The organism is Pseudomonas sp. Marseille-Q5115, assembly GCF_916618905.1.
Taxonomy (GTDB): domain Bacteria; phylum Pseudomonadota; class Gammaproteobacteria; order Pseudomonadales; family Pseudomonadaceae; genus Aquipseudomonas; species Aquipseudomonas japonica_A.
Window position 1 is genome coordinate 2040845 of record NZ_CAKAKI010000001.1, and the last position, 26254, is coordinate 2067098.

Consider the following 26254-nt stretch of genomic DNA (forward strand, 5'->3'; position numbering starts at 1 on the left):
CATGTCCGTTCAGGGCAGGAATGCAGACGCGTGTCTCGCGCGCGCATCATAGCAGGCGCGTGGCCACGAATCTGACGCTTCGTTCGTCTGGAAGTTGCCTATGCTGAGCCAACTAAGCACGGTTTATCGGGTCACAGGCTTCTCGCTGAAGCGATTCCGGGAACCCCGGCCCCAGGCTTACAGTACCCAGACAGGAGCAGTGCATGACCCAGGTTTTCGATGTTCACGATTATGGCGCCAAGGGCGACGGCAGTACCGATGACACGCAGGCGATCCAGAAAGCGATAGATGCAGCCGCCGCAGTCGGCGGTGGCAAGGTATATGTACCCAGCGGAACCTGGGTGGTGTCTGACAGCGATGGCTCGGGCAATGCCCTGGCCGTGAAAAGCAACGTAACCCTGACCGGCGACGGGGCGGGCGATACCGTGCTCAAGCTGGCCGACGGCGGCGCCAGCAGCACCACGTCGCTGTTGGGCGTTACGAGCGCAAGTACGGTACGCGATGCAGCGGTGAGCAATCTTACCCTTGATGGAAACCAGGCCAGCACCAGCGGGGAGGTCAGTGGCTGGTCGCAGGCTGGCGCCAACAGCGTGACCAACCTGGTGCTCGATGGCGTGACCGCCAAGGATTTCAGCGGCAGCGGCTTCGACCTTACCGCCCCGGCAGTAAACCTTACAGTGCGCAACAGCACCGCGCAGAACAACACCCTGGATGGCTTTACACTGGGCGGCGACTTATCCGCCGCCACCTTCCAGGACAACCACGGGGTGGATAACGGCCGGAACGGCATCAATGTCACCCTGGGTGGCCAGGCGTTATCACTCACCGATAACATCGCGTCCGGCAACGCTGGCGACGGCATTTTCGTACACAACGAAAACGGCGTGGACACCGGCTACTTCAGCGTGATCGGTGGCGACGTCTACGACAATGCCGGTGACGGTGTGCGTGTGCGAGGGATCGAGTACGCCGGCATATACCGCGTGGACATCCACGGCAATGGCGCGTCCGGAGTGAACCTGCAAGGCACGACCCACGTGGAGGTTTCCGACAACATCATCCATGACAATGCGCAGACCACCGACACCGCGGAAGTTGCCATACGCAGCCTGGGCAGCACCAACGGCACGCAGAACTTCGTGTATGACAACATCATCACCGGCGGCGCCCAGTCCACCTGGGGCGTGGCGGAAATTCCATCGAGCACTGCGGGCGTGGACGGCAGCGTTATTTTCGGCAACGTGATCAACGGTACTCAGTCCGGTGACATCAATGCCGTGGGTGCCGAGACCCAGGTCTACAACAATAGCGATGTATTGATCCTTCGCGGCAGCGCCGCAGCCGATACCCTGACCGGCAGCCGTTCGGATGAATTCATCAGCGGGGGGGAAGGCCGGGACCGTATCGATGGCGGCGCTGGCAATGATGTGATCACGGGCGGCGCTGGCGCCGACAACCTTACCGGGGGTACCGGCAGCGACGTCTTCCGCTTCACCGGCCTGAGTGACAGCTACCGCACTTCGACTACCTCGTACAGCGACCGCATCACGGATTTCAACGACGCCACCGATCGCCTCGACCTGACGGCATTGGGACTCACAGGCCTTGGCAACGGGCATGACGGCACGGTCAAGGTGACCTACAACGCAACCACCGATACCACCTACCTTTCGAGCCTGGACGCCGACGCCCAGGGGAATCGATTCCAGCTCGCGCTCAGCGGTAATCACCTGGCTACCCTCGGCGCGGACAACTTCTACACCCTCACCTCGGGAACCTCTCACAACGATCAGCTCACGGGTACGGCAGCGGACGACACCCTGGCCGGGAATGCCGGCCGCGACACGCTGTCGGGCGACGGTGGCGCCGACCGTTTGCTGGGCGGAAGCGGGGGTGACACGCTAACCGGCGGCGCTGGCGCGGATACCTTCGTCTATACCAGCACAAGCGACAGCCTGCGTAATGATGCCAGCGGCAGCTATGCCCAACGTGACCTGATCGTAGACTTCAATAGCAATGGGCATGACCGCATCGACCTTACCGCGCTTGGCTTTACCGGCCTGGGCAACGGCTACGACGGCACGTTGAAGGTGGTGGTGAACCTGGCCGGCGACTACACCGCGCTCAAGTCACTGGAACCGGACGCCAACGGCAACCGGTTTGAAATCCTGCTCAAGGGCAACCACCTGTACGACCTTACGGCCACGAATGTCCTGTTCGCCAATCCGGATACCACGCAAACGGATACATCCCAGCCGATTCCTGAAGTGAACGCCACAGGCACCGCCGGCGCGGAAACTTTGTACGGTGACTGGGGCAACGATACCCTGCAGGGGCTGGCCGGCAACGACGAGTTGGCCGGTAGCGTGGGCGATGACCTGATTGTGGGTGGCGCGGGTAGCGACCGGCTTACCGGTGGCTCCGGTGCTGATACCTTCCGATTCGACAGCGTGAGCGACAGCTATGTGGGAGCCGCGGACCTGATCACGGACTTCACCACCGGGCGTGACGTGCTGGATGTATCCGCGCTGGGCTTCACCGGGCTGGGCAACGGTACCGACGGCACCTTGAAAGTAACCTACAACGCCAGCAGCGACCGAACCTACGTGCGCAGCAGCGAAGCGGACAGTGACGGGCACAAGTTCCAGGTAACCCTTGCGGGGGACTACAGCCACACCCTGAACGCGGATCAGTTCGTGTTCGCGCCAGCGGATTCCACCGCCGAGGTGCAGGTGCTAGGCGTAGCCGCTCACACTGACCACACCGTCTGACGGCGCATCACCGATGCAGGAGGGGGCGAAAGCCCCCGAACCGCCCGGAATCATCGCTGCTCGATCAACCCGCGCACTCGCCTGGCCAGGCTATCCACCGAAAAAGGCTTGGTCATCACGTGCATCCCGTCCTGGGCATCGCCGTTTTCGAACACGCTCGATTCGGCGTACCCGGTGATAAACAACACTTTCAGGTCGGGGCGGTGAACGCGGGCGGCGTCTGCCATTTGCCGCCCGTTCATCCCACCGGGTAAGCCGACATCGGTAATCAACAGGTCGATCTTTACCCCGGAGTTGAGAATCTGCAGCCCGCCGCGTCCATCGCCTGCCTCGATCGCATGGTAGCCCAGGTCTTCAAGCACCTCGGTGACCATAATCCGCACGGTGGGCTCGTCGTCCACGATCAATACGGTTTCGCCGAGCTCCGCCCGGGGCGGCGCGCCTGGTTGGGTGATCAAGGGCTCGCGCACTTCGCCCAGGTGCCGCGGCAGGTAAAGTGTCACCACGCAGCCTCGCCCAGGTTCGGAGTGAATGCGGGCCTGGCCTCCGGATTGGCGGATAAAACCATAAATCATCGACAGCCCCAGCCCGGTGCCCATGCCGATGGGTTTGGTGGTGAAGAACGGCTCGAACGCCTTGGCCGCCACTTCCGGCGCCATTCCGCTACCGGTATCGGACACCGCGAGCGCCACGTATTCACCCGCGCTGAGGTCGAACGTTTGGGCACCCAGTGCGTCAATGGTGCGGTTGCGACTGCTGATGGTGAGCGTACCGCCGTCAGGCATGGCGTCCCGCGCGTTGATGCACAGGTTGAGCAGCGCGTTCTCCAACTGGTGCGGGTCGATCAACACACTCCAGAGGTCGGTGCTCAGGTCGCTGATGATCGACACCGAGGGGCCCATGGTGCGCGAAATCAGTTCCTCCATGCCTTTTACCAACCGGTTCACGTGGGTAGGCTTTGGCGCCAGGGTTTGCCTGCGGGAAAACGCGAGCAGCCGGTGGGTGAGGGCGGCGGCACGGCGGGATGCACCTTGTGCGGCGTTGATGTACCGATCCAGATCCTGGATGCGCCCCTGTTGAATACGGCTTTGCAACAGTTCGAGGCTGCCCGAGATACCGGTCAACAGGTTATTGAAATCATGCGCAATGCCGCCTGTAAGCTGGCCCACGGCTTCCATTTTCTGGGATTGCCGAAGCTGCTCTTCCGAGCGCAGTAGCTCGCGGGTGCGCTCAGCCACCAACTGTTCCAGCCGTGCATTGAGCTCCTGCAACTGGTGCTCGGCGCGCCGCCGCTCGATCGCCGTACGGGTTCGCTCTCCCAGCTCGCGGGTGAACTCTATATCTTCCGGGCTCCAGTTCCGAATGTGCTGGCTGTCAGCGAACATCAGCGCTACCAGCCGATCGCCTTCCATCAAGGGTACGTTGAGAAATGCCCGGGCCTCGAACTGCTCGAAACGCTCCGGCGCCGTCACCCGGGAATCGGCCCGTACGTCGCTGACAGCGATCACGTTACCGGCGAACAGGTCGTCTACGTAGCTGCCCAGCTCTCTGATGTTATGAGGGCCTGCCAGTGAAGCGCGGCCGTCATTGGACCAGTCACGCTGAACTTCGATGATTCCTGAGGTGGCAGCGATCAGGGAATAGCCGGCACGCCCGGCCTCTAGCACGCTGCCGAGGATTTCTGCGGCAACCCCTGCGATATCGTCGGGCGAGTCCATGGTACGCAGGCGGTCACTGAGGTGCAGCAAACCCTCGCGCCGCTGAGCGGCTCGACGTAGCTCACTTACATCCTGGAAAATCACCATGAAACGGTCGCCGGGTAGCGGATGCAACCGCCCCTCGTACCATCGGCGCACATCATCCAGAGGCCGGATGAAAGGGCGTGACTGACCGCTTTCAGCCACACGGGCCGCGTCGGAAATCCAGCCCGGCGCGAGGCCCGGGAACAGCTCGCGCAGTGTACGTGCCCGAACTGCATCGGCCGGGCGATCGAGCAACCGGCAGCAGGCCGGGTTCACGTCAAGGAAACGCCAGTCGACCGCTTCACCCACTTCGTCGCGGATTACCTCGGCCAGCGCAAAGGCTTCGTCGAAGTGCTCGAACAGCCCGCGCCAGTGGCGTTCGCTTTCCGCAAGGGCTTGCTCGGCCAGTCGGCGCTTGGTGATGTCGGTGAACAATACCGAAACCCGGCGCAGGGCGGGGTCGCCGATTCGCGCCGCCTGAACCATGAAGTAACGGCCAAGCACTGTCGCTTCGTTTTCAAACTGAAGGGGCTCGCCAGTGAGCGCTACCTGGCCATAGAGCTTGAACCAATGCTCGTCGTGATTTGGTACCAAATCCCGAATCCAGCGGCCTTCGGCATCAGCCAGACCGGTATGCCTGGAGAACGCGCGGTTGACTGTGAGAAAGCGATAGTCGTCTGCCTTGCCCTGCGCGTCGAAATGCATTTCGATGATGCAGAAGCCGATGTCACTGGCGTCGAACACATCGCCCTTCAGGCTCTCCAGCTCCGCCCGCAGCGAGGCGTTTTCCGCCAGCAGCTGGTCGCGTGTTCCTTGCACCGCGCGCACGTCCATAGGTGTCAGAGGCTGCTATGTAGAGGGATCTGTTCCCTGGAATCGGTGGGGCCGCTGTCCTGGCCTACCATTTCGTCGTACACCGCCGGCTGCACCAGATACAGCGGCACAGTATCCGGCACGTTCACGAGCAACTTGCGCGCCTGATCCACCGATGCCACATGAAGGGTTTCGCCCTCCGCATTGAGCACCCGTTGCGACGCTCCCTCAACCAGAGCGTGGAGCGTGTACGAGCCACCTTCCACGGACACCAGCCGCAGCTCCTGGATGTGGCCGGCCTTTACCTTGCTGGCGAGATCTTCAACCTTCATGCGATTGCCTCCAATTCAGGGTCTTCATCATTCGAGGTGGGCCTGCGCCACGAGTTCAGTAGCGCTTGCGCAAGGCAAACCGTCAGCCACGGCCGGCGCGCTTCACCTGCTCGGCGATGGCAGTGCCCAGCGCCAGGGTGCTGGCGCTGCCGCCCAGGTCCGGGGTGAGGGGCGACTGGTCCGGGCCGCCGGCCAGCACCGCCTCTATTGCCCGTACCAGCGCGGCGCCCGCCTCGAAGTGCCCCAGGTGTTCAAGCATCATTGCGCCGCACCAGATCTGCCCAATGGGGTTGGCGATACCTTTGCCGGCGATGTCCGGAGCCGAGCCGTGCACGGGTTCGAACAGGCTGGGGAAGGTGCGTTCGGGGTTGATGTTTGCTGAAGGCGCTATACCGATAGTGCCGGTACAGGCCGGGCCCAGATCGGAAAGGATATCGCCGAACAGGTTGCTGGCCACCACCACGTCGAACCAATCGGGGTGCAGCACGAAATGGGCGGCGAGGATGTCGATGTGGAAACTGTCCACCTTTACCTGCGGGTAGGCTTCGTGCATCGCCTTCACCCGTTCGTCCCAGTAGGGCATGGTGATGGCGATGCCATTGGATTTGGTGGCAGACGTCAGCGAGCGGCGAGGTCGGCGATTGGCCAGTTCGAAGGCGAAGCGCAGGATCCGGTCCACACCCACCCGGGTCATTACGGTTTCCTGCAGCACGATCTCGCGGTCGGTGCCGGGGAACATGCGACCGCCAACACTTGAATACTCACCCTCGGTATTTTCCCGCACCACATAAAAGTCGATATCGCCCGGCTTGCGTCCAGCCAGGGGCGAGCGCACGCCCGGCATCAGCCGGCACGGCCGCAGGTTCACGTATTGATCGAAGCCCCGCCGGAACTGCAGGAGGGATTCCCACAGGGAAACGTGGTCAGGCACTACCGCTGGCCAGCCCACCGCGCCGAAGTACAGCGCGTCGTAGCCTTTGAGCAATTCGAACCAGTTGTCCGGCAGCATTTTGCCGTGCGCCAGGTAATAGTCGGCGCAGGCAAAATCGAAATGGTCCCATTGGAAGTGGAGGTCGAACACCTCGGCGACAGCATTCAACGCGCGGATGCCTTCCGGCATGACTTCAGTGCCGATGCCATCGCCTGCGATGACGGCGATGCGGTGAGGTGACTTGCTCATGCCGATGCTCCCTTCAATGGCTGCAGGCATTGTGCCGCCTCCGGGGAACCACTACCAGCGAATGCGCAAAAAGAAAGCCCGGCGCGCAATGGCCGGGCGAAGTGGAGAGGGCGCCAGGGGGGCGCCGTACACTTAGTAGTAGCGGTCAATCACATGAATGCCCGAAGCGCCCTGGGCGGCCTGCCACTCGTGTTTGAGGGTGTGCAGCACCCGGCTCACGAACTCCCGGTCAGCGGCAGCCTTTTTGCCGACGTAGCCCAGGCCACGGCGGTAAGTGCGCAACCGGGCCCGCATGCTCGGCCGCTGGCTCTCGAACTGAGCCTCTTCGGCGTGGGCGCCCAAGCCTTCGACATGAACGTTGCCAGCTTCGCATACCCAGAGGATATGGCTGTCGTTGCGGTCCTTGCGGGTAGCCAGCAACTGGGCCAGTTGGTCGATCGTCGGTTCGTCGTTCAGATTCATGGTCATGGTTCCTATACCGCTCATTGGTCTGTCTGGAGGTTGGTATGAACCTGATGTAGCGATGACAGGAGGGCACTACACCTGAACGCTGGGCATGGGCGAGGGCGCAATCGGGATGCGGAAGGGGATGACGGCAGGTTCACCCACAAGTCTCTCGATAACGCGCCAGGCGCCAACCCGGTGTTCGGGGAAGCAGCTTTCCGGCCAATCTGCCTTGTGGGCAGGTACATCAGGAACAGCCCGGCGGCTTGCCGGACAGGCACAAAGTCGTTTACCAGCTCTCCCGATCGGGGAGACGTCTGCATAATGCAAGGGGGGAATGCTGCCGTCAACGGTTTTGTAGTGAAAATATTCTGGCACTACATATTGTCTGACAATTCAGCAAATCTGCCCTTGAAGCGGTAGCCGAGGCCTATCGGGGCTCCTCAGATGGTTGTTATTTCCCGCGCTCGTAAGGATGATTGCCGGGGAAGGAGAAACCCGATGGCGCACAAGCTCAAACGCTATGAACAGCTGGCGGAACAAATCGCGGATATGATTCGCACCGGCGTGCTGGCGGCCCACGAACGGGTGCCCTCGGTTCGGCAGGCCAGTGAGCGCTATGGCGTAAGCCCGGCCACGGTGTTTCGCGCGTACTACCTGCTCGAGGACCGAGGCCTGATACAGGCCCGCGAGCGCTCAGGTTATTACGTTCAGCCACAAGGGCGCCCCCGGCTGGCAAAAGCCCCTGCTACATCGGCCCCCGCCGCCGCTACGGAGGTGGCAGTCAGCGAACTGGTGTTCAGTGTACTGGGCTCCTTGCGCGACCCGGCGACAGTGCCGTTCGGCTCGGCTTTTCCGGCACCGGGGCTATTCCCGCTCGGGCGCCTCGGCCGGTCCATGGGCCGGGCGGTGCAACGCTTGTCACCGCACGCAATCATCGCGGACATGACCGCGGGCAACCCCGAGCTAGCCCGGCATATCATGCAACGGTATCGCTTGAGCGGCGTACAGCCAGCCGAAGATGAGCTGGTTATCACCAATGGGGCCATGGAGGCGCTCAACCTCTGCCTGCAGGCCGTGACCCAGCCCGGCGACCTGGTGGCAATCGAGTCACCCGCCTTCTATGCCTCCTTGCAGGTACTGGAGCGGCTCAAGCTACGGGCCGTGGAAATACCGGTACGCCCGGGCAATGGCATCGACCTTGATCAGCTGGAAGCCACGCTGGGCCGCCTGCCGATCAAGGCCTGTTGGATAATGAGCAACTTTCAGAACCCTTTGGGCGCGTCGCTCGCTGATACGGACAAGGCGCGGCTGTGTGCGCTGCTTGCCAGCCGTCAGGTGCCGTTGATCGAGGACGATGTGTACGCCGAACTGTACTTCGGGACCGTTCCGCCAAAGCCTGTAAAAAGCTTCGATCGCGAAGGCTGGGTGATGCATTGTGGCTCGTTTTCCAAAAGCCTGGCGCCAGGCTACCGGGTGGGATGGACCGCAGCCGGGCGCTTCGCCGGTGCGGTGTCGCGCCTCAAGTTGATGACCACCATTTCACCGTCAGTGCCTGCGCAGGCCGCCATTGCGGACTATCTGCAGTACGGCGGCTACGACCGGCACTTGCGCAAGCTGCGGCACTGCCTGGAAGACCAGCAGCGGGCCATGCTAGCGGCAGCGGCCCGGTATTTCCCTGCCCAAACCAGGGTGACACAGCCCCAGGGCGGGTACTTCCTGTGGTTCGAGTTCCCGCGTAAGGTGGATGCTTTACGGCTGTTTCGCCAGGCGGCAACAATGGGCATCAGCCTGGCGCCCGGGCCTATCTTTTCGGCCACCCAGGGCTTCACCCATTGCGTACGGCTTAACTGTGGCCACCCATGGGATGCCCGCAGCGAAGCCGCGATGCAGACCCTCGGTGAACTACTTGCGGAGCAACTCGAACCCGCGATAGCGCGCACGCAACCCGTAGCTCACTCTTGATTGGCCGGGCTCAGCGGCAGCAGCGCGGCGCGCAATGAGGCGGGTAGGGCACTCAGGGGCCGACGGTTGGCACCATCCACGTACACATGCACAAACTGCCCCTGTGCTGCTGCCATCTGGCTGTCCAGGGGGAACAGGGCCAGTTCGTAGCGCACGCTGCTGGTGCCTTGGCTGGCCACCCGCAGGCCAATTTCCAGCGCCTGGGGGAATGCCACTGAGGCGAAGTAATCGCAGTGGGTATGCACCACCAGGCCCAGCCAATCACCGCCCTGTTTCATATGGGCTTGCTCCAGAAGAAACCGGTTCACGGCGGTATCGAACCAGCTGTAGTACACCACGTTGTTCACATGGCCGTAGCAGTCGTTGTCGGCCCAACGGGTTTGAATCGGCTGCCAGTGTGAAAAGGCGCCGCGAGGCAAGGGCGTGCTGCGAGCGGTCATGGTCTATCCTTTTTTTCGCTCGAGAGTAGCCACAGTTTTACCGCTCGGCCAGCCGTCGACGGAACAGGGCCCGTAACGTCATCTGGCGCTGCGGCGCCTTTCGTCGCGTCTGCCAAAAGCCTTATGGCGGCCATGCCAGAGATGTGCCAGCTTGGATACATCAGGCTGCGCCTGATCACGCTCGCCATAATTATAGTAGGGTTATCGAGATGTCTGACCTTGAGCTTGCCGCTGCCGCCACCGACCTGTCCAAACCCAGCAAGGCTTACCAACGCCTGGACGAATACCGCCATGCCTACGACCGCGGGACGGGTAACATCAATGGTCACCCGTCTTACACCGTGGATGAGGCGGCCGCTCAGATCAACCGCTACGGCTACCATTACACCGACACCAACGGCAACGGCACAGTTGCGCTGACCTACAGCTTCACCGAACGGGAGCCCTCGGACTTTGACAGCAGCCTGGGGGATTTCATCGCCTTCAACGCGCAACAGCGCGCCCAGGCCAAGCTCGCGATGCAGTCCTGGGCGGATGTGGCGAACGTGACCTTTACCCAGGCGGCAAGCGGGGGCGAAGGCCATCTGTCCCTCGCCAGTTATTCCACCTCCTACGGCGAGGCGGCATTCGCCTATTACCCCACCGGCGGCAGCCGGGATGGGCAGTCTTGGTATTGGGTGAGCGACAGCTATCAATACAACGCTAAGGCCGCCGTCAACACCTATGGTGGCCAGACCCTGGTGCACGAGATCGGCCATAGCCTGGGGCTCGCACACCCGGGCGACTACGACGCCTGGAACGGCGTGCTTGGCTACGAGGACGACGCGGCCTACGCCGAGGATTCGCGCGCCTACAGCGTGATGAGTTACTGGGACGAATACAACACCGGGCAGGATTTCAACAACGCCTATGCCTCGGCGCCGCTGATGGACGACATCGCCGCCATGCAACTGCTGTACGGCGCCAATGAAGACACCCGTTCGGGCGGTACGGTGTATGGGTTCCATTCCAGCAGCCACCGCGCGGAGTCAACCGCCACGTCTTCTTCCAGCACCCTGATTTTTTCCGTGTGGGATGGCGGCGGTATCGACACCCTCGATTTCTCCGGCTACACCATGAACCAGAAGATCGACCTTCACGACACGAGTTTCTCGGATGTGGGGGGCCTGATCGGCAACGTGTCCATCGCCCAAGGCGTGACGCTGGAAAAAGCCTTCGGTGGCAAGGGCAATGATTACCTGATCGGCAATGAAGTGGCCAACGAATTGAAGGGCAATGCCGGTAACGACTTGATCGCGGGCGAGGGCGGCGCGGACAAGCTGTGGGGCGGGGCGGGTGACGATAGCTTTGTTTTTTTCAAAGTGTCTGACTCCACGGCTGCCGCGGCGGATCGGCTGATGGATTTCGTCAGCGGGCATGACCGTATCGACCTGTCAGGGTTGCCTACCGATGGCTCCGACACCATCCACTTCACCAAAACCCTGGACGGCACTGCCGGGGCCGCTGTGCTTCGTGATGCCAGCTACGGCACCAACCTGTCCATTGACTTCAATGGGGACCACAGCGCGGATTTTGTTATCAAGATCCTTGGCGAAGCCCACACCAGTGACTTCCTTGTCTAAAGCACGCACGGGCGCACTGCTGGTCACGCTGATGGTCGGCAGCGCGCTGCTACCTGCCGCTGCCACCAGCCTGGCGCCTGCGAACACCCAGGCCGTCGCCGGCGATTGGATGTTGTTTCCCGAGGGGCAGCCAGCGCGCGGCTGCCGCCTTCACCTCACCCAGGACGGCCAGGCCGACAGCAACGGCGAACGCTGTGAAAGTCAGTGGCTGGGCGCCCAAACGATCGCGAGCTGGGCCAGCAAACCCGATGGCATCACCTTAGCCAGCCGTGAACGCCGCACGTTGCTGATGCTCACGCCGATTGGCCCGGACCGGTTCCGCGGGCGCAGCCGGGACGGGCAGGTGTTATGGCTGGAGCGTCAGTAACGAGGTACGCCTGGCTATCGGGTGCTGATCAGCCGAGCCAGCCACAGGCTCAACCCGAACGCGATCAGGGCGAGCATCACCATCAGGTCGATCATGGCTTCGGCGCCCCAGTGTGCCAACAGGTACCCGCAGGCTACGGGCGCCAGTGCCTGTGCAATCAGCGCCGGGCGGGCCATGCGCCCGGCGACCACGGCGTAGTCCTCCGGTTGCCCCACCAGCAGCGGCAGCGTGCTCTTCACGATTGCGCGCAGGCCATTGCCCGCGCCGTACGCGACCAGCCCGAGTGCAACGGCAGCCGGCGCGAAGTCCACGAGTAACAGGCCCAACGCGGTAAAGCCGCTGGACAGCAATGCGGTCGTCAGAGGCGCCTGGCGCTTGGCAACCAGATCAACCACCCGGCACAGCACTTGGGCCGGACCGATCAGCGCACCCAAGGCAATGGCTGAAGCGAGGCTATGCCCGCGGGCCTGCAATACCGTGATCAGCACCAGTGACAAGCAGGTCATGAGCGCCGCAGCGATGGCGAACAGTACCGTCATGGCCCAATAGATCTTCGGCTGCACGGCATGCGAGTTACCGGTTGTGGACCTGGCGCTGGCAATGCGAGGGGGCGGAGCGGGAAGGGCATAACGATACAAGGGGTACAACGCAACCAGCGCCACTATCGCGTACACCCCACAGGTGAGTCGCCAGCCCAGGGTATGCACCATGAAAGCGAGAAGTGGCCAGATCACTGTGGTGCAGAAGCCGGAAATCAAGGTGACGCCTACGATCACCGGCCGCGCGCCCAGCCCGTAGGTCGCGCCAAGGGAGGTAAACAGCGCGTCGTAAAGGCCCGCTGCCATAGCGACGCCAATGATCACCCAGCCCAACCAGTAAAGGGGCAGCGAGGGGGCAACCGCCAACACACCCAGGCCTGCCGCCAGAAAAAAACCGTGACCGGCGAGCACCCTGCGACCGCCCAGCCTGGCAATCAGCCGGCCGCACCACGGTGCCAGCAAACCCGCGACCAGAAGCCCGATGGAAGCCCCAGCCAGCACCGCCTGATGCGACCAGCCGGTACTTGCGGCGATGGGGTCTGCAAGTACACCGAGGAGGTAGAACGACCCGCCCCAGGACAGGATCTGCAACAGGCCCAGCACGATTATCTTGCGGGTGTCGGGCTTTGGTATGGGCAACGGAGTGGATGTAGGGCTGTTCAACGAGGCCTCGCAGGCGGGCTGACCAATCAGGGCGCAGATGATAGCGGCTCAACCTCGGCGTTCGAAACAGCTTTACCGGAAGCAACAGGCAAGCCTGCCGCAGGAATCGACTAATTCAAGGCAGGCGGTGAGAGGTAGGCTTTCTTCCATGCCCATTCTTCAGGGCAATTACGGAGGGAACAGCATGCTGAACATTCAAGGCAAGGTTGTAGCGATTACAGGCGCCAGCAGCGGCATCGGCGAGGCAACGGCCAGGCTGCTGGCCAGCCGAGGTGCACGCGTGGTATTGGGCGCGCGCCGTACCGATCGGCTTGAAACCCTCGCCGCTGATATCAAGGCCGCCGAGGGTGAGGTGGCGTATCGCGCCCTCGATGTGACCCAGCGCGAGCAGGTGCAAGCATTCGTGGAGCACGCCGTTGCCACGTTCGGCCGAATTGACGTGCTAGTGAACAATGCCGGGGTAATGCCTTTGTCGCGGCTCGATGCGCTAAAGGTCGATGAGTGGGACCGGATGATCGATGTGAATGTCCGCGGTGTACTGCACGGCATTGCGGCGGTATTGCCGCGGATGCAGCAACAAGGCAGCGGGCAGATCATCAACCTTGCCTCCATCGGCGCCTACGCGGTCAGCCCCACTGCAGCCGTGTATTGCGCCACCAAGTTCGCTGTGCGGGCGATTTCCGAAGGGCTGCGTCAGGAGGTAGGTGCGGCCGTTCGAGTGACAGTTATTTCCCCTGGCGTGACCGAATCTGAACTCGCCGACAGCATTTCCGACCCCGGCGGCCGTGATGAAATGAAGGCCTTTCGCAAAGTCGCGATCCCGGCAGAGGCTATCGCGCGTGCCATTGCTTATGCCGTGGAGCAGCCCGACGACGTAGACGTCAGCGAGTTGATTGTGCGCCCCACGGCCAGCCCGTACTGACCTCCCGGTTCAGCCCTGCTTGAAGGTGGCGTCCCGGGTGTTTACATACAGCGCATACAGGGAGTGGGAGCTGGTCATGAACAGCCGGTTACCTGCGGCGCCACCAAAGCAGAGGTTAGGGCAGCGTTCGGGCAGATGAATATGCCCGATCGCCTTGCCCTGCGGGTTGAACACCCTCACCCCATCGAGCTGCTCGGGCTTGGCTTCACGGGCGCCAGAACTGCCCCAGCCACACCATAGGTTGCCGTCCTCGTCGCATTTCATCCCGTCCAGCGCGCCGAACTCCAGGGCCTCGATGTGCTTGCGGCGCTCGCCCAGGGTACCGTCCGCGTTGACGGTGTAAGCCCATACCAGGCGGTTGGGCTTGGCGCGCCCCTCGACCACGTAGAGCGTTTTTTCGTCCGGCGAGAAGCACAGCCCGTTGGGCCCCGAGAAGTTCTCGATCACCCGGGTGATCTTCAGGGTTTGGGCGTCGATGCGGTATACCGCATCTGGCAGCTCCGGGGTGATCTTGTGGCCTTCGTAGTTGTTGCCGGTCTGGAAGGGCGGGTCGGTAAACCAGATCGAGCCGTCACGTTTCACCACCACATCATTGGGCGAGTTGAACCGCTTGCCGTCGAACCCGTCCGCCAGCACGGTGATGCTGCCGTCGGGCTCGGTGCGGGTCACGCGGCGGCCTTCCGTGGACGTGGTCGAACCCTCGCACACGATCAACCGGCCCTGGCGATCGCGGGTCAGCCCGTTGGAGAAATTGGAGTTGTAGCGATATACACCGAGGGTGTCGCTGATCTCGTCCCAGCGCATGATGCGGTTGTTCGGCACATCGCTGAACAGCAGGTAGCGACCATCGCCAGACCATACCGGGCCTTCAGGCCAGTGCAGGCCCGTGGCAAGCTTTTCCACCCCTGCGTTGAACACGCGATAGCTCATGAAGCTATCGTCCAGGACTTCGATCAGCGGGTCAGGATAGCGCTCGCTGAGGGGCTCGGCGGCCAAGCCCGTACGCGGTAGCGCCGTTACGCCGGCGACCATGGTTGCCAGTGCCGCTGATTGCTTGAGGAACGAACGCCGGGAGTTAGTAGCCGGTTGTCCCACAAGTTGTTCGGTGTTACCCATCTTCGATTCTCCCACGATTGTTTTTATAGTGTGCGAAGCGAGTGCGGGGCCGCTTGCCAGACGCCTTTACGGGCCAGCGAAAGCGAACGCTGCGGTCGGAGGTTAGCACGGGATAGTCATAGGATGTCATACAGAGCATAAGCAATGGGATGACCTTGCTCGACCCAATATTCCCGATCGGGAATATCGAAGGGATATCTGGCGCGGTTTTGTGAAAATATTCCCGATCGGGAATATAGAGGTGGCCATGACAGTGTTTGATACGACCGTGCAGCTAGGCAGCGCCATAAGGGTTGAGCGCAAGTCCTTGGGCATGACTCAGGAGGCGCTGGCGACGGCACCCAAAACCGCCTCGCCCAACACGCACGTGCCGTGTAGGCAATCGCTTACACCGCAGCGGTAGGATCGCCTCTGTTGCCGCCTCGCCGATAGCCGTAATCTACACACATCCAAACGGCGCCACGGAACAGGTGCCGGGTATCAAGGATGATCGACCAGAGGCCTTGGAGGCCGCCAACAGGACGTTGGATGGTCTGGAATGAAAACCCGCCCCGGCTTTGGCTACGGCGGGTTTTTTTATTGCCCTCGATTCGCCGCGCGCCCGCTCACGGCAATGTACCCAGCTCTCGCTGGCTTCGCACGTCGTTCAAGATATCGCTCACGATGAAGTACCACTGCTCGGGCAGTATGCCTGCGGTCCCGACGTCGGCCTGCCGCATGAACGGGCAAATCACCAGTTGGCTGCACAGAGGGTTTTCGTCCACCGCGCCCGACAGCTGGCCACCGAGCCGATCTACATAGCCGAACAATTCTTTCCAGTCCGCCCGGTTGGGGCCGCTGGAGGTCTTGGCGGGGTAGTCCTGGTCAGCGTACAGCGCCTGCGAAGGCGTGGGATGAAAGTAAATCACTACGCTGGAGAAGTTTTTCAAACCCGGCGGCACAGCGACCCCGAGCCAATCGGGGCTTACAACTGCGCCGTTGCCCTGTAGCTCATAGAGTAACGCCGAGTAGTTCACGCCCCTAGCGCCAAGGTCAAACGGCAGGTTATTGCCTTCTACGTCAGGCACGGCGCTTAGCAACAGCTGTTTCTCGAACGCATGTGTTCCCGTCCCCCGTGTGTACCTCGCGCGTGGCTGCGGGGTAGGCGCTTGCAACGCGGTGTCGTTACGCACCGCCGTGAATTGCCGCGTGGCCTGAGAAACGGCAGCGTCCGTGCCGCCCTGAGTGGCATCGTCACTGCGCGCCGCATCCAGGAACATGAAATCGCGAATCAAGTGGTGCAGGAAATTGACCGAGCCCACCGCATCTTTGTTGTTGTTCCCGCTGGCGCCGCCCACGGCGCTGTTGGTCGCGAACGGCGGCAGCGGCGGCACTTCCGCGAGCGTAGTGGCCGGCGTGTAGTTGGCCCAGCGAGCCCGGGGCCCACGTACGATGACGGTTTCATCGCCCAGGCTGAAGGATGCGCTTTGATAGTACGCCCGCTTCCCCACACCGGGCGGCGCGACCGGGAAGGCATTGGTGTCGGTCACGAACTGTGTGGGGTTGGCGGGGTCGGGGGTTTGGCTGATTTCGCTGTCGAAATCCCAAATGCCTTTAAGCATCAGGCCGAGCACATTGAGCGCGTTCTTTTCCCGGGCGATAAAGTTGTTGATGTAATGCCCGGCATTGCTGGCGCTGGCCAGGATGACCCGGCGCAGCGCAGGCGCCGAACTGGAGCTGCTGCTTGAGCTCCCGGAACTTTCGCTGGACGAGCTTTCACTGGAGCTACTACTGGAGCTGGACGGCACGCTGCTGCTGGACGACGAACTGCTGCTGGGCGGCAGCGAACTGCTTGAGGATGAACTGCTGCTGGGCAGCGACGACCTGCTGCTGGAGGACACGCTGCTGCTCGATGGCAATGAGCTGCCGGACGAAGAACTACTGCTTGGCCGTGAAGAGCTACTGCTCGATGAGCTACTGCTGGAGGGAGGCTGCGATCGGCTGGGCGAGCTGCTGCTCGATGATGATGGCGAGCAGGGGTAAGTCGGCGGCGCGCAGCTGGCTTGTGCGGGCGGATAGGGCGGATAAGGTGCGTAGGGTGGATACGGAGGATAGGGTGGGAAGGGTGGAAACGGCGGGTATGGCGCGCAGGGCGCAGGCTGGCCTTGCGGCGCGCATACGTGTTCCACCTCTTGCGCCAGGCACGCAACCGTGCGGCACAAGGCCTCGAGAAGCTTCAGGCGTTCATGGCGCAGCCCCTCATCGCACGCCTCTGAGCAAAGGTACGCTTTGATCCGATGCAGCTCATCCTGCACCGCGCGGTTATCCTGCGAACAGTCAGCCGCAGGTGATCGACGGCTGTCGCATAACTGCTCCAGCTCCTCTCGAAGGCGCCCGATACGGCGACGCAGATCGGGCTCGCGCGGTGGTTCACGGTACGGCATGTCGATAACCTCCTGATCGCCCTTCCGGGCAGGGTGTTACCGGATCACGCTGGACGGGGCCGAGGAAGCGGCCGGCGTCGACGTCGGAGATCGGGTGGGGGAAGGTGCAGCCGCCGGGGCTGGCGCGGGTGCAACCGGCACGCAATTGTTGGGTGTACAACCACAGGCCGCCATGGGCGGGTAGGGCGGAAACGGCGGAAAAGGTGGGTAAGGCGGATACGGCGGGTAAGGCGGGTAAGGCGGGTAAGGCGGCATCATTGGATGGCCGCTGGAGGCGGGGCTGCACCCAGCCTGCTTTTCACCCAGCGTGCACTGCAGTTGCGCGAGCGATTCGGCCAAGGCGCACAGGGCCTGATCCATGCAGCGATCCGCTTCCCCCTGCGCCTCGAGGTAGCGACGCACCTCGATCAGGGTGCCGAGCAGTGCATCGTCACAGCGTTCATCGTCATTGCCATAAGCAGCCACGGGATTTTCTCCGTGAGGACAGGCGGCGCGCGCCCGCGGCTGCCTCACGAAACTCTAGCAGTTCCTCCAGAGATGGCTAATCTGAAGTGGCCGCCCTCGGGTGAGGGCCGTTCGCATGCATTTCGCGGCTTGTCCTCTTGAACCTCAGGAGACGTTGCGTGAAAGCGCCAGGCCCTCGACTCAGCCGTCGCCCCCCCGGTAATGCGCACGTGTCCGGCGGCGCCGCATGGCCGCCCTATCCGCCGTACCCACCTTTCCCACCGTATCCTGCGTACCCGCCTTATCCACCCTGTGCACCGCAGCCAACGCCGTGCACCGACACGTTTGAGGGCGACCATCCAGGCAATAGCAGTGAAGCCGAGGTACCGCTAGCGGAAGAGGGGACAGGCACGCCTTTCCGGTTCCCGGCCCAGATCGAGGTGCGCCGGCCCGACGACCTGTTGGTGTGTACCCTGACCTTCAACGGGCTGGCCTTCTTTGAAGGGCCCCCACGCCTGGAACGCGCTGCCGCCGAAGCCTTTATCACCGTTACCTTCCCGCCGCAGAGCTTCGGCGAAGAAGCGTTCCTGCAAACGGCACAGCAGAGCGACGGCGACGCGGTACAGCCGCTTGAAGTGACGACAGACGCGCACTATCCGAAGCAGAACGTAGCGGGCACAGATGAGCGGATCCCGACTACCTTGCCATTGGCCAGGATACGCATGGCTGGCGCTAGCCGGATTGTGGTGGCGATGCCGCCCGAGGTGTCTGCTGTGGCATTTGACTTACCCAGCGTGTTGGCAGCGCTGCGTGATTGGCTCATGCAGTTGGCACCTAGCGCGGTGCCCGAGCCCTCCAACCTGGTGATTTCCGCCGTAGTGGTGCCGGTGGGTCTTGCAGACGGCGCTGTCACGCCGGCACCGCCGCCGCCTGCGCTGCGGCTGCCGCCACAAAGGCCCGCCGCGCACGTTACCGCGCTGGAGTTGCCTTACCGCGTATTCAGCTCACCCCTGGCACCCGCGCGCTGGCGGCACAGCCCGTGGCCGGTAGTGCATGAGGGCCGCACCGAGTTGTGGCATACCCGCTTGGCCGGGAACGATGCGCCCACCGGCCCGGAAAGCCCCAGCCGGTTCAGGGCGATATGGTCCGAGGATTACCGGCCACTCACCCGGCTGAGCGAACTGTACGCACTGATGAGCCTGCCAGGGCCGCCGCCCCCTCGGCGCAACCCTGCCTTGATCCGCATGCCGTTGGACCTGGTCGACCGGGCGATGCTGGTGACCCTCATGGCCGGCTTCGATGCCACCCGCGCCAATGGCCGCGCTTATGTGCCTCAAGGCAGCGAGGCGAAACGGCTGCACTTGTCAGCGCTTGGCGCGTTGCTGGATGCCGAAGGCCACTGGGATACCCGGCCGCAAGGCATCGACCTGCAGCAATGGCGGCACCAGGCCACGCTTGGGCGCGACCATCAGGTGCGCGTGGTATACGCCGGCTGGCTGTGCCCGTTCCGCCATCCGGCCTCGCTGGTAAAGGTGACCGAGCGGCAGTTCCAGTCGGTCAACGGCTTGGGTTCGGCGCGGGTGGCCGTGCTGCGCCAGCGATTTTTTGTGGTGGTGCGCCAACCGCGCATGGCTTATACCGGCGCGGGCCATACCCATCACGGGCATGACTTTCCGTTCACTCAGGTCGAGGTACTTACCCGAGCGACGCCTGACCTCGTGGAGCCAGGGTTCGGCCTGAGCGCGCTGGCCGCTTCGGCAACAGCTGGCGACCCTTATCAGGCCGCGAGCATCGCGCCTCGGATGCTGTTCTGGCCGATGACCGTCGACAGCGGCGCGGCTCAGATGACCGATGTCCGTTTCGATCTGGCAGCCACCGACCTGCTCGGCAACCGGGTCACCTTCTCCATGCCGCTGTTGTTCGTGGGCGAGCCTGCCAACCAGAACCCTCTGGCTATCGCGGCGCTGAAGGCGGCCTATAACGCCGCTGCGGTCAGGCCAAAACGTCGGGCCTCCCTGGGGGGTAGCCCGGTGGCCTATGCGCCGGTCGGCGAAGGCAATGCGGGGGATACGCGACTTTCCACTGAGGACATTACCTTCCAGGCCGGTAATACCAACGCCAGCGCGGAGCCGGCGTTTTATCCAGAAATCGAACGCGCGACCGTGGCGATCAATGCGGTGCAGAAGCTGCTGGGCAAGCCGGGATTCGTCTCCGAGGTCGCCTATCCGGATGTGTATGCACAGAAGGGCTTCGACGCGGGTGCCAACGCTGGCCAGGTGTTCCTGCAACTCACCTCGGCGCTGCCGTTGAGCTTTGGCGGCAAACCCAGCGACGCCAAAAGCGACGCCTTGGGCGCGCTGGCCGCGCCGCAAATGAACCTGCTGGGGCTGTCGCGCCTGGCGGGGCCGGTCGCGGGTCAGGCGGTGAACGGCCTGGATGACGTGCGCCAGGCGCTGACCAATGCAGTGAACTCCAGGTTCGATCCCAAGGATTTTTTTGGCGACGCCACCCTGCTCGGTGGTATCACGCTGAGCGATATCGTTCAGGCGAGTGCCTCGTTGGCCGGAGGTGAAGTGCCAAAAATGCTCACCACGCAGCTGCCTGATTACGCCGAAGCACGCTTCGACTGGGAGAGCGTGATTTCGGTAAGCGACGGCCGCAACCTGATCATTCCCCGCGCCGACCCCAGTGGGCCCGAGACGCGCCTGACCATGAGCGGCCTGGTGCGCACACCGCTCAACCCCGCCGCGCAGCCCACGTGTGAGGCGCGGGCAACGCTCAACAATTTCAAGATCAACCTGTTCGGCTTCGTGATCCTGTGGTTCGAGCACCTGAACTTCAGCGCCGAGCGCGGGCGCAAGCCGGATGTTTCTGTGCAACTGCGGCAGGGCGAAGAAGCCGTGACCTTCGGCGGGCCACTGGAATTTGTCAACGGCCTGCGATCGCTGATTCCAGGCGGCGGGTTTTCAGAGGGCTCGGGCATCGCGGTCACGCCCAGCGGCATCAGCGCAGCGTATTCACTCACCTTGCCGGCGGTTGAGGTGGGGATATTCGCCTTGGCGAATGCCTCGCTGAGCGCCAGCTTCAACCTGCCGTTCGATGGCACCCCCGCGCGGGTGAATTTCTATTTCTCGCGCCGTGAGCAGCCGTTCAGCCTCACCGTCTCGTTGCTGGGCGGTGGAGGCTTCTTTGGCATCGGTGTGTCCGCGGCAGGGGTGAACGAAATCGAAGCCGCACTGGAGTTCGGCGCCGTGGTGGCGATCAACCTGGGGGTGGCTTCCGGTAGTGTCGAGGTCAAGGCGGGCATTTACTTTCATTGGCTCGAACCTTCGCCCGGGGATGGCAGCGTGGAGCTGGCGGGCTACGTGCGGATCCATGGCGAGTTGTGCGTGCTGGCGCTGATCTCGGTATCGCTGACCTTCAATCTGCAGCTGGGTTACTTGAAAGAAGGCGGCAAATCCCTGGTGTACGGCGAAGCCAAGCTCACCGTCGAGATCGAAATCCTGATGTTCAGCACGTCCGTATCGGTGCACTGCCGCCGGGAATTTTCCGGCGCCGAAGGGGACCCTAAATTCATCGAGCAGATACCGGATAACCACACTTGGGCAACCTATTGCGATGCGTTCGCCCCGGTGAGCCTCTGATGGTCCGCCAGTCGCTGGTGTGCACGGCGCTGCCTAACGGCTACAGCGCCGACGGCCAATGGCTGCGACTGTCGCTATTGATCTCGCCGCGGCTGGATGCTCAGGCCGCCCCGGCGCGATTGGCCAGTTTTTTCCCGGACTGGGAAGACTGGCCCAACACCCTGAGCGGCGCCCGCATCGACATCACCTGCCAGGGCACCACCGTTTCCGTGGCGGCCGATGGCAGCGGCACCGAGGATCGCCTGGACCCGACACTGGGGCTTGCGGATTCGGCCGTGTGGCGCGCGTTGTTCACCGCTGACACCTTTGTGCGCAGCTACGTCTTCCAGGACTTGTCCGGGCACGAGGTGCGTTCATTCGACAGCGTGGGCTTGATGGAACGGGTGCAGGGCCTGTACCGCGACCTGGCTTCCAGCGCCGGAGACGCCTTGCCCCAGGTGTCGGACTTCATCGAAAACCCAGGCTGGGGGGAGTGGATTGGGGCGGTACGCAGGCTGGATTCGATCCGCGGCAGTGACGGCGGCCTGGAGGCCTCACAAGAACTGCTGTTGGTGCTACAGGCGTTCCGTGAGTTTCATATGCCGTTGGCGGCACCGGTCGTTCACACAGCCACGCGCACCGATGACCCGCGCATCCAGGCCCGCTGGCGTGAGCACACCCGCGTGCCCTTGCCAGCGCCCGAGTCCCTCGCAGGTACCCTGGATTTTCACCAGATCGCCGGGGCCATGGGGTCGTATCCTGTATTGCTGCGCAAGCTGGGCCTGGTGTTGGACGTGATGCTATCGCCTGAGCACTTCCCTGGCGGTGCCGATCTGGCTTTGCAGGTAGCGGTGAGCTTCCCGCCCGGCAGCCTGAAGGTCACCGCGACTCCGGCCGCCGCGCCCGTGACCCGTACCACCTTGAGCGAGACGGTGTTCGCGGCGGTTACCGACCCTGCGGCGGACTTTCCGCTCAACCAGGGCTTGCTGGACCTTGCTCCCGCGCGTATCGGGTTATTGCAGGCGGACATCGACGGCGCAGCGCTGAAGGTCATGAATTTCGCGCGGTCGCTGGGCCGGCGGCTGGGCCCTGATCAGCGCGTAAACGCTGTTACCCGCTACGAAGACACCGTTGGCGCGCCAGCCTTGCGCACGGCAGGCTGGATGCTGGTGCAGCGCCACCGGGGTGCCTGGCTACAGAGCCGCTTTGCGGTGAATCAGCTGCGCAATAACGCGGTAGAGCAGCAACTGGCCGGCACGCCAGCTGCGGTGGAGTTGTGTGCCGAGGACTTGGTGCGCGGCTACCGCATCGACATCTGGGATGCCAGCAAGGACCGTTGGGAGTCGCTGTGTCGGCGGCTGGCACGCTATTCGCTGAACGACGGTGCACTGATCGTGGAACCCGATGGCGAAGAAGAGGGCACCGTGCGGCTGGGCGCGACCACTTCGCCAGACCCTGCCAGCAACTCGAAGGTTATTTCGCTGCACGAAGCCCTTGTCACCTGGGCCGGATGGAGCCTTGCAGCGCCGCCGCCCGGGCGTAATATCCAGCCCGACGACAGTGTAGACACCGCGCCGGCTGGCAGCGAAGCGGTGATTCCGCCGGGGTTGAAGTTCTCCTCGACCTTCAAGCCGGTGCCGTTTTCGCTACCGCCGTTGCGCTACGGCCACCACTATTGGTTCCGCGCCCGCGCGGTGGACCTGGCGGGTAATTCGCTGCCCTACATCCCCGGCAATTACGGCGCAGAGCAACCGGCCGCTCAGGCGCTGCCGTTCCTGCGCTTCGAACCCGTGGTGGCACCGGTGCTCGGCCTGGTCGCCAGCGACGGGGTGATTGAAGCGCCGGGCCCCGGGGAGTCCATGGGCCATATGGTGATCCGCAGCTTCAACGATACCCCCGAGGACGTTACTGAAGTGAGCAGCGAGCGCGCCCGGCGCGCGTTACTCCCGGCCCGCGTGAGCGCCCGCGAGGCGGAACTGCACGGCATGCTGGATGACGCCGGCCGCTTGAGCGCGGCCACGTTCACTCTGCTTGCGCACAGCCACGACCTTGACGGCCGCGACCCGGCCGCGGTATTGCGTGAGGTGACCTTGCCAATGCCCGGCCCGACCGTGTTCGCCGTGCACGAGGCAGGCCGTGCCATGACCTACTTGCCGGACCCTTATGCCTGCCGCGTGGCCGTGCGCATTTTCGATCACCCCAACATTGCTTCTACACACATCATCAGCGTTCCCCTGTACCCGGAAACAGATTGGCCGCAGGCAAGCCCCTTCATGCTGGAGGTGTACGACGACGAGGCCGGGCAGCCGCGTTTCGACCTGGCCAGCCGCCGCGTACTAATCCCCTTGCCCAAAGGAGTGACTGCGCGGGTACGGGTGTCGTGCCAACTGGATGATGCGGCGTTGGCTACCTTGGGGATCTTCCAGTGGCTGGATGCACCCAGCCAGGCGGCGCAGCGAATGCGCGCACTGGCGGGCCAGCACTGGATGCTCACACCATGGCAGGAAATATCGGTGGTGCACGCGGTACAACGGCCGTTGAAATTGCCGACAGTCACTCAGGTGGCCATGCTGCCGCGGCCGCTTGGCGCAACGTCAGTACGGCCAATGCTACAGGTGGGCTGCTCCATTGCCACTACCGACCGGCTGGACTTGCTCGCCCGTTGGCACGAACCGGTGGACACAGGCAGCGAGCCCCAGGCGCGGCAGCGTGAAGATGTCGCTTTTTCGGTCAAGCTTACCGACCGCCTGACCTATGCAACGGTGTTCGACGGTAACGCCGCTGGCGGTTACCCCGAGCACACCCTCAGCGCACCGGATGTGGTCGGCATCAACGCGCTGGCCGATGAGCGCCTGGTACCCAGGGTGCATGAAATGCAAAGCACCCACTACCGACGAATAGCCTATTGGTTCGATGCCACCACCCGCTTTCGTGAATGCTTGCCGCCCGCGTTGTTGCTCGACGAAACCGGCGCCCCCACTGATGAACACATCAAGGTCACTGGCGAGCCGGTGACCACGTGGGTGTTAAATTCGGCACCACCGGCGGCACCGGTTTACCTGTATGCGATACCGACTTTCCAGTGGGTGCGAGCCCCGGACGATCAGGGTGGTCATCGCATCGAGCGCCGCGGTGGCCTTCGTGTCTACCTTGATGGCCCTTGGAATGGCTCCGGTTATGGCGAAATGTTGGCGGTGGTATTGCCGCCGCCCGGTTTTCGAGGCGAGCCCAATACGGACCCTCCTGGCCACCCCCTGCGCCAATACGTCACCCAGTGGGGCAGCGATCCGGCATGGAGCGCGCCGGCCGTCGCTGGCCTTGCGCCCCGGTTGGAGCATTTTCCGCTGGCCCGCACCGCGCCCGACCCGCAAGGCGCCTGGCTGCCGCCGAATGCACCTGCCGCCGAAGCGGACCAACCGCCCGGGGCTTTCAACACCGATCAGCTTGCGCCGCCGGGTTTTTCGCAGCGCACACTGCCAGTGGCCGTGGCGCCCCACGACGTGCGATGGGACGCCGAGCGTCGCCTGTGGTTTTGCGACATCAACATCGTTCACGAAGGGTACTTTCCCTTCATTCGCCTTGCCCTGGCACGCTACCAGCCGAGTTCTGAGCCGGGGGCACACCTGTCCAACTGTGTGCTCGCCGACATTATCTCCGTGGTACCCGATCGGGTGCTCGCTATTGCGGCGGTGGCCGAAGGGCAGTGGCAAGTCACGCTCTCGGGTACCGGTTATATCGAAGGGCCCGAGCACATTGGTAAGGGCGAGGTGGAGGTGTGGGTGGAACGTCTGGAGCCGCGCCTGGGTGAGGATTTCGGCTGGCTACGCCTTCCCGAAGCCTTGGTGCAAGGTGGCCCGGGCGAAGCGCCCGTGCTCTGGAATGGGCGGGTGGAGCTGGCACGGAGTCCGGGTGACTATCGATTAGTGGTCGCCGAGTACGAGGTGTATTTCGCCGATAATCCAGCGGGGTTAGCCGCGCCGCCGGACCGCAAGGCGCGACGGCTGGTGTTTGTGGACCACCATGCCCTTGGCCAGTGAGCGATTGCTCTGCTCACCCGAGCCACGTGTGGGGCTGGTGATCGCTACTTTCGCGGCTTTGCCCTACGTACACCTGGCGCTGGAATCCCGTTGCCGCTTCTATCCGCAAGTGCCTGTGCTGGTACATGACGACGGCAGCCGTCAGGGGCCGGTGCTGCGACAGTTGTGTGCTCAATACGGGGTGGCATTCAGCTGCAACCCGCACCGCTTGCGGCATACAGTGGGTGACCTGTCGGCCTTCGTTGAGGGTTTGGAATGGGCCGAGCACCTGGGGCTGGAGCTATTGGTGAAAATGTCGCGGCGGTTCATACCGCTGGTGAACTGGCTACCTTGTTTGCAGCAGTTGGCCTGGCATTCTCAGTACGCCACCTATAGCCAGCGCTGCACTGGCAGCGGCTTCGGCTTTCGTACCGAGTGCATCGGCCTGCATGTGCCCAGCTGGCGCAACGGCGGGCCCTACGAAAGCCTGCGTCAGCGCACTTGCTTGAACGAACCGCTGTTCGTGGAAGGCTACGTGCACAACCTGGCGCGATCGCTTCACCGTTCATGTTGCGATGCCAACCGTCACTATGAGGCGCAGCACCCGCGCCCCAGTGAGGCAGATGCCTATGGCGCCTGGCCCCTTATGCCAGAGAGCCGCTGGGAACGCAGCGCACACCTGTTATGGCACGATTGCGACACGCCGGTGGATTACGCGCGGCTGGCGGTGCTGTATGGCCTGCCCTACAGCCCGCTGGATTTCGAAGACCCGAACCAGGGCGCCGGGCTGGGAGTAGACATGTCAGGGGCCGCTCAATGAGGGCTGCCCAGC

The 26254-nt window shown here is 63.2% G+C and carries 17 protein-coding genes; 9 read left to right on the top strand and 8 right to left on the bottom strand.

Annotation, left to right across the window (positions count from 1 at the left end):
* Positions 1-203 precede the first annotated feature (203 nt).
* On the top strand, positions 204-2771 hold the full coding sequence (locus tag LG385_RS09520) for a M10 family metallopeptidase C-terminal domain-containing protein (protein WP_263974683.1): 2568 nt from the start codon (positions 204-206) through the stop codon (positions 2769-2771).
* A gap of 50 nt (positions 2772-2821) precedes the next feature.
* On the opposite strand, the gene LG385_RS09530 is transcribed toward LG385_RS09520, so the two are convergent.
* The 4 genes from LG385_RS09530 to LG385_RS09545 all read right to left on the bottom strand — a co-directional run bounded on the left by LG385_RS09530 (position 2822) and on the right by LG385_RS09545 (position 7300).
* Positions 2822-5332: an ATP-binding protein gene (locus tag LG385_RS09530; RefSeq protein ID WP_225774057.1), complete on the bottom strand. Its 2511-nt coding sequence runs from the start codon at positions 5330-5332 to the stop codon at positions 2822-2824.
* Positions 5333-5352: 20 nt separating this feature from the next.
* Entirely contained in the window at positions 5353-5658 is a 306-nt protein-coding gene (locus LG385_RS09535) for a DUF6482 family protein (protein WP_225774058.1), read from the bottom strand.
* A gap of 82 nt (positions 5659-5740) precedes the next feature.
* A complete protein-coding gene (locus tag LG385_RS09540) occupies positions 5741-6838 on the bottom strand; it encodes a tartrate dehydrogenase (protein ID WP_225774059.1) in 1098 nt (365 codons plus the stop codon).
* Positions 6839-6970: 132 nt separating this feature from the next.
* Positions 6971-7300 (bottom strand): hypothetical protein, encoded by a 330-nt coding sequence (locus tag LG385_RS09545; protein ID WP_181120806.1) that lies wholly within the window; start codon positions 7298-7300, stop codon positions 6971-6973.
* 483 nt (positions 7301-7783) lie between these two features.
* Between LG385_RS09545 and LG385_RS09550 the strand changes: the two genes are divergently transcribed.
* Positions 7784-9247: a PLP-dependent aminotransferase family protein gene (locus LG385_RS09550; protein ID WP_225774060.1), complete on the top strand. Its 1464-nt coding sequence runs from the start codon at positions 7784-7786 to the stop codon at positions 9245-9247.
* On the opposite strand, the gene LG385_RS09555 is transcribed toward LG385_RS09550, so the two are convergent.
* Entirely contained in the window at positions 9238-9687 is a 450-nt protein-coding gene (locus LG385_RS09555; protein WP_225774061.1) for an acyl-CoA thioesterase, read from the bottom strand. The genes LG385_RS09550 and LG385_RS09555 overlap by 10 nt on opposite strands.
* Before the next feature lie 209 nt (positions 9688-9896).
* On the opposite strand from LG385_RS09555, the gene LG385_RS09560 reads away from it, so the two are divergent.
* Both LG385_RS09560 and LG385_RS09565 read left to right on the top strand, forming a co-directional pair.
* Positions 9897-11309: a serralysin family metalloprotease gene (locus LG385_RS09560; RefSeq protein ID WP_225774062.1), complete on the top strand. Its 1413-nt coding sequence runs from the start codon at positions 9897-9899 to the stop codon at positions 11307-11309.
* Positions 11302-11676: an AprI/Inh family metalloprotease inhibitor gene (locus LG385_RS09565; RefSeq protein ID WP_225774063.1), complete on the top strand. Its 375-nt coding sequence runs from the start codon at positions 11302-11304 to the stop codon at positions 11674-11676. The genes LG385_RS09560 and LG385_RS09565 overlap by 8 nt, the downstream gene beginning before the upstream one ends.
* Before the next feature lie 14 nt (positions 11677-11690).
* On the opposite strand, the gene LG385_RS09570 is transcribed toward LG385_RS09565, so the two are convergent.
* Positions 11691-12878: an MFS transporter gene (locus tag LG385_RS09570; RefSeq protein WP_225774064.1), complete on the bottom strand. Its 1188-nt coding sequence runs from the start codon at positions 12876-12878 to the stop codon at positions 11691-11693.
* A 184-nt stretch (positions 12879-13062) separates the two neighbouring features.
* Between LG385_RS09570 and LG385_RS09575 the strand changes: the two genes are divergently transcribed.
* Entirely contained in the window at positions 13063-13800 is a 738-nt protein-coding gene (locus LG385_RS09575) for an SDR family oxidoreductase (RefSeq protein ID WP_225774065.1), read from the top strand.
* 9 nt (positions 13801-13809) lie between these two features.
* Here the strand turns inward: LG385_RS09575 and LG385_RS09580 are convergent, their stop codons facing one another.
* Together LG385_RS09580 and LG385_RS09585 are read right to left on the bottom strand one after the other, a co-directional pair.
* A complete protein-coding gene (locus tag LG385_RS09580) occupies positions 13810-14916 on the bottom strand; it encodes an SMP-30/gluconolactonase/LRE family protein (RefSeq protein WP_225774066.1) in 1107 nt (368 codons plus the stop codon).
* A 605-nt stretch (positions 14917-15521) separates the two neighbouring features.
* Positions 15522-16517 carry a hypothetical protein gene (locus tag LG385_RS09585; RefSeq protein ID WP_225774067.1) on the bottom strand — a complete coding sequence of 332 codons (996 nt, stop codon included), beginning with the start codon at positions 16515-16517 and terminating at the stop codon, positions 15522-15524.
* An 82-nt stretch (positions 16518-16599) separates the two neighbouring features.
* Here LG385_RS09585 and LG385_RS09590 point away from each other — a divergent pair, with 82 nt between their 5' ends.
* The 4 genes from LG385_RS09590 (at position 16600) to LG385_RS09605 (ending at position 26242) form a co-directional block, all read left to right on the top strand.
* Complete coding sequence (locus LG385_RS09590) at positions 16600-16938, top strand: hypothetical protein (protein ID WP_225774068.1); 339 nt, start codon at positions 16600-16602, stop codon at positions 16936-16938.
* A gap of 1309 nt (positions 16939-18247) precedes the next feature.
* On the top strand, positions 18248-21427 hold the full coding sequence (locus tag LG385_RS09595; protein ID WP_225774069.1) for a hypothetical protein: 3180 nt from the start codon (positions 18248-18250) through the stop codon (positions 21425-21427).
* Complete coding sequence (locus LG385_RS09600; RefSeq protein ID WP_225774070.1) at positions 21427-25443, top strand: hypothetical protein; 4017 nt, start codon at positions 21427-21429, stop codon at positions 25441-25443. Before LG385_RS09595 ends, LG385_RS09600 begins: the two co-directional genes overlap by 1 nt.
* Positions 25427-26242, top strand: coding sequence for a hypothetical protein (locus LG385_RS09605; RefSeq protein ID WP_225774071.1), 816 nt, complete (start codon positions 25427-25429; stop codon positions 26240-26242). The genes LG385_RS09600 and LG385_RS09605 overlap by 17 nt, the downstream gene beginning before the upstream one ends.
* Positions 26243-26254 lie beyond the last annotated feature (12 nt).

What these genes read in the sequence shown, in the direction of transcription:
- LG385_RS09590 (WP_225774068.1), top strand. Translation starts at nt 16,600, where the DNA reads ATGACCCGGCGCAGCGCAGGCGCCGAACTGGAGCTGCTGCTTGAGCTC.
- LG385_RS09550 (WP_225774060.1), top strand. Translation starts at nt 7,784, where the DNA reads ATGGCGCACAAGCTCAAACGCTATGAACAGCTGGCGGAACAAATCGCG.
- LG385_RS09575 (WP_225774065.1), top strand. Translation starts at nt 13,063, where the DNA reads ATGCTGAACATTCAAGGCAAGGTTGTAGCGATTACAGGCGCCAGCAGC.
- LG385_RS09585 (WP_225774067.1), bottom strand. Translation starts at nt 16,517, where the DNA reads ATGCTTAAAGGCATTTGGGATTTCGACAGCGAAATCAGCCAAACCCCC.
- LG385_RS09555 (WP_225774061.1), bottom strand. Translation starts at nt 9,687, where the DNA reads ATGACCGCTCGCAGCACGCCCTTGCCTCGCGGCGCCTTTTCACACTGG.
- LG385_RS09535 (WP_225774058.1), bottom strand. Translation starts at nt 5,658, where the DNA reads ATGAAGGTTGAAGATCTCGCCAGCAAGGTAAAGGCCGGCCACATCCAG.
- LG385_RS09545 (WP_181120806.1), bottom strand. Translation starts at nt 7,300, where the DNA reads ATGAATCTGAACGACGAACCGACGATCGACCAACTGGCCCAGTTGCTG.
- LG385_RS09605 (WP_225774071.1), top strand. Translation starts at nt 25,427, where the DNA reads ATGCCCTTGGCCAGTGAGCGATTGCTCTGCTCACCCGAGCCACGTGTG.
- LG385_RS09600 (WP_225774070.1), top strand. Translation starts at nt 21,427, where the DNA reads ATGGTCCGCCAGTCGCTGGTGTGCACGGCGCTGCCTAACGGCTACAGC.
- LG385_RS09560 (WP_225774062.1), top strand. Translation starts at nt 9,897, where the DNA reads ATGTCTGACCTTGAGCTTGCCGCTGCCGCCACCGACCTGTCCAAACCC.
- LG385_RS09580 (WP_225774066.1), bottom strand. Translation starts at nt 14,916, where the DNA reads ATGGGTAACACCGAACAACTTGTGGGACAACCGGCTACTAACTCCCGG.
- LG385_RS09540 (WP_225774059.1), bottom strand. Translation starts at nt 6,838, where the DNA reads ATGAGCAAGTCACCTCACCGCATCGCCGTCATCGCAGGCGATGGCATC.
- LG385_RS09520 (WP_263974683.1), top strand. Translation starts at nt 204, where the DNA reads ATGACCCAGGTTTTCGATGTTCACGATTATGGCGCCAAGGGCGACGGC.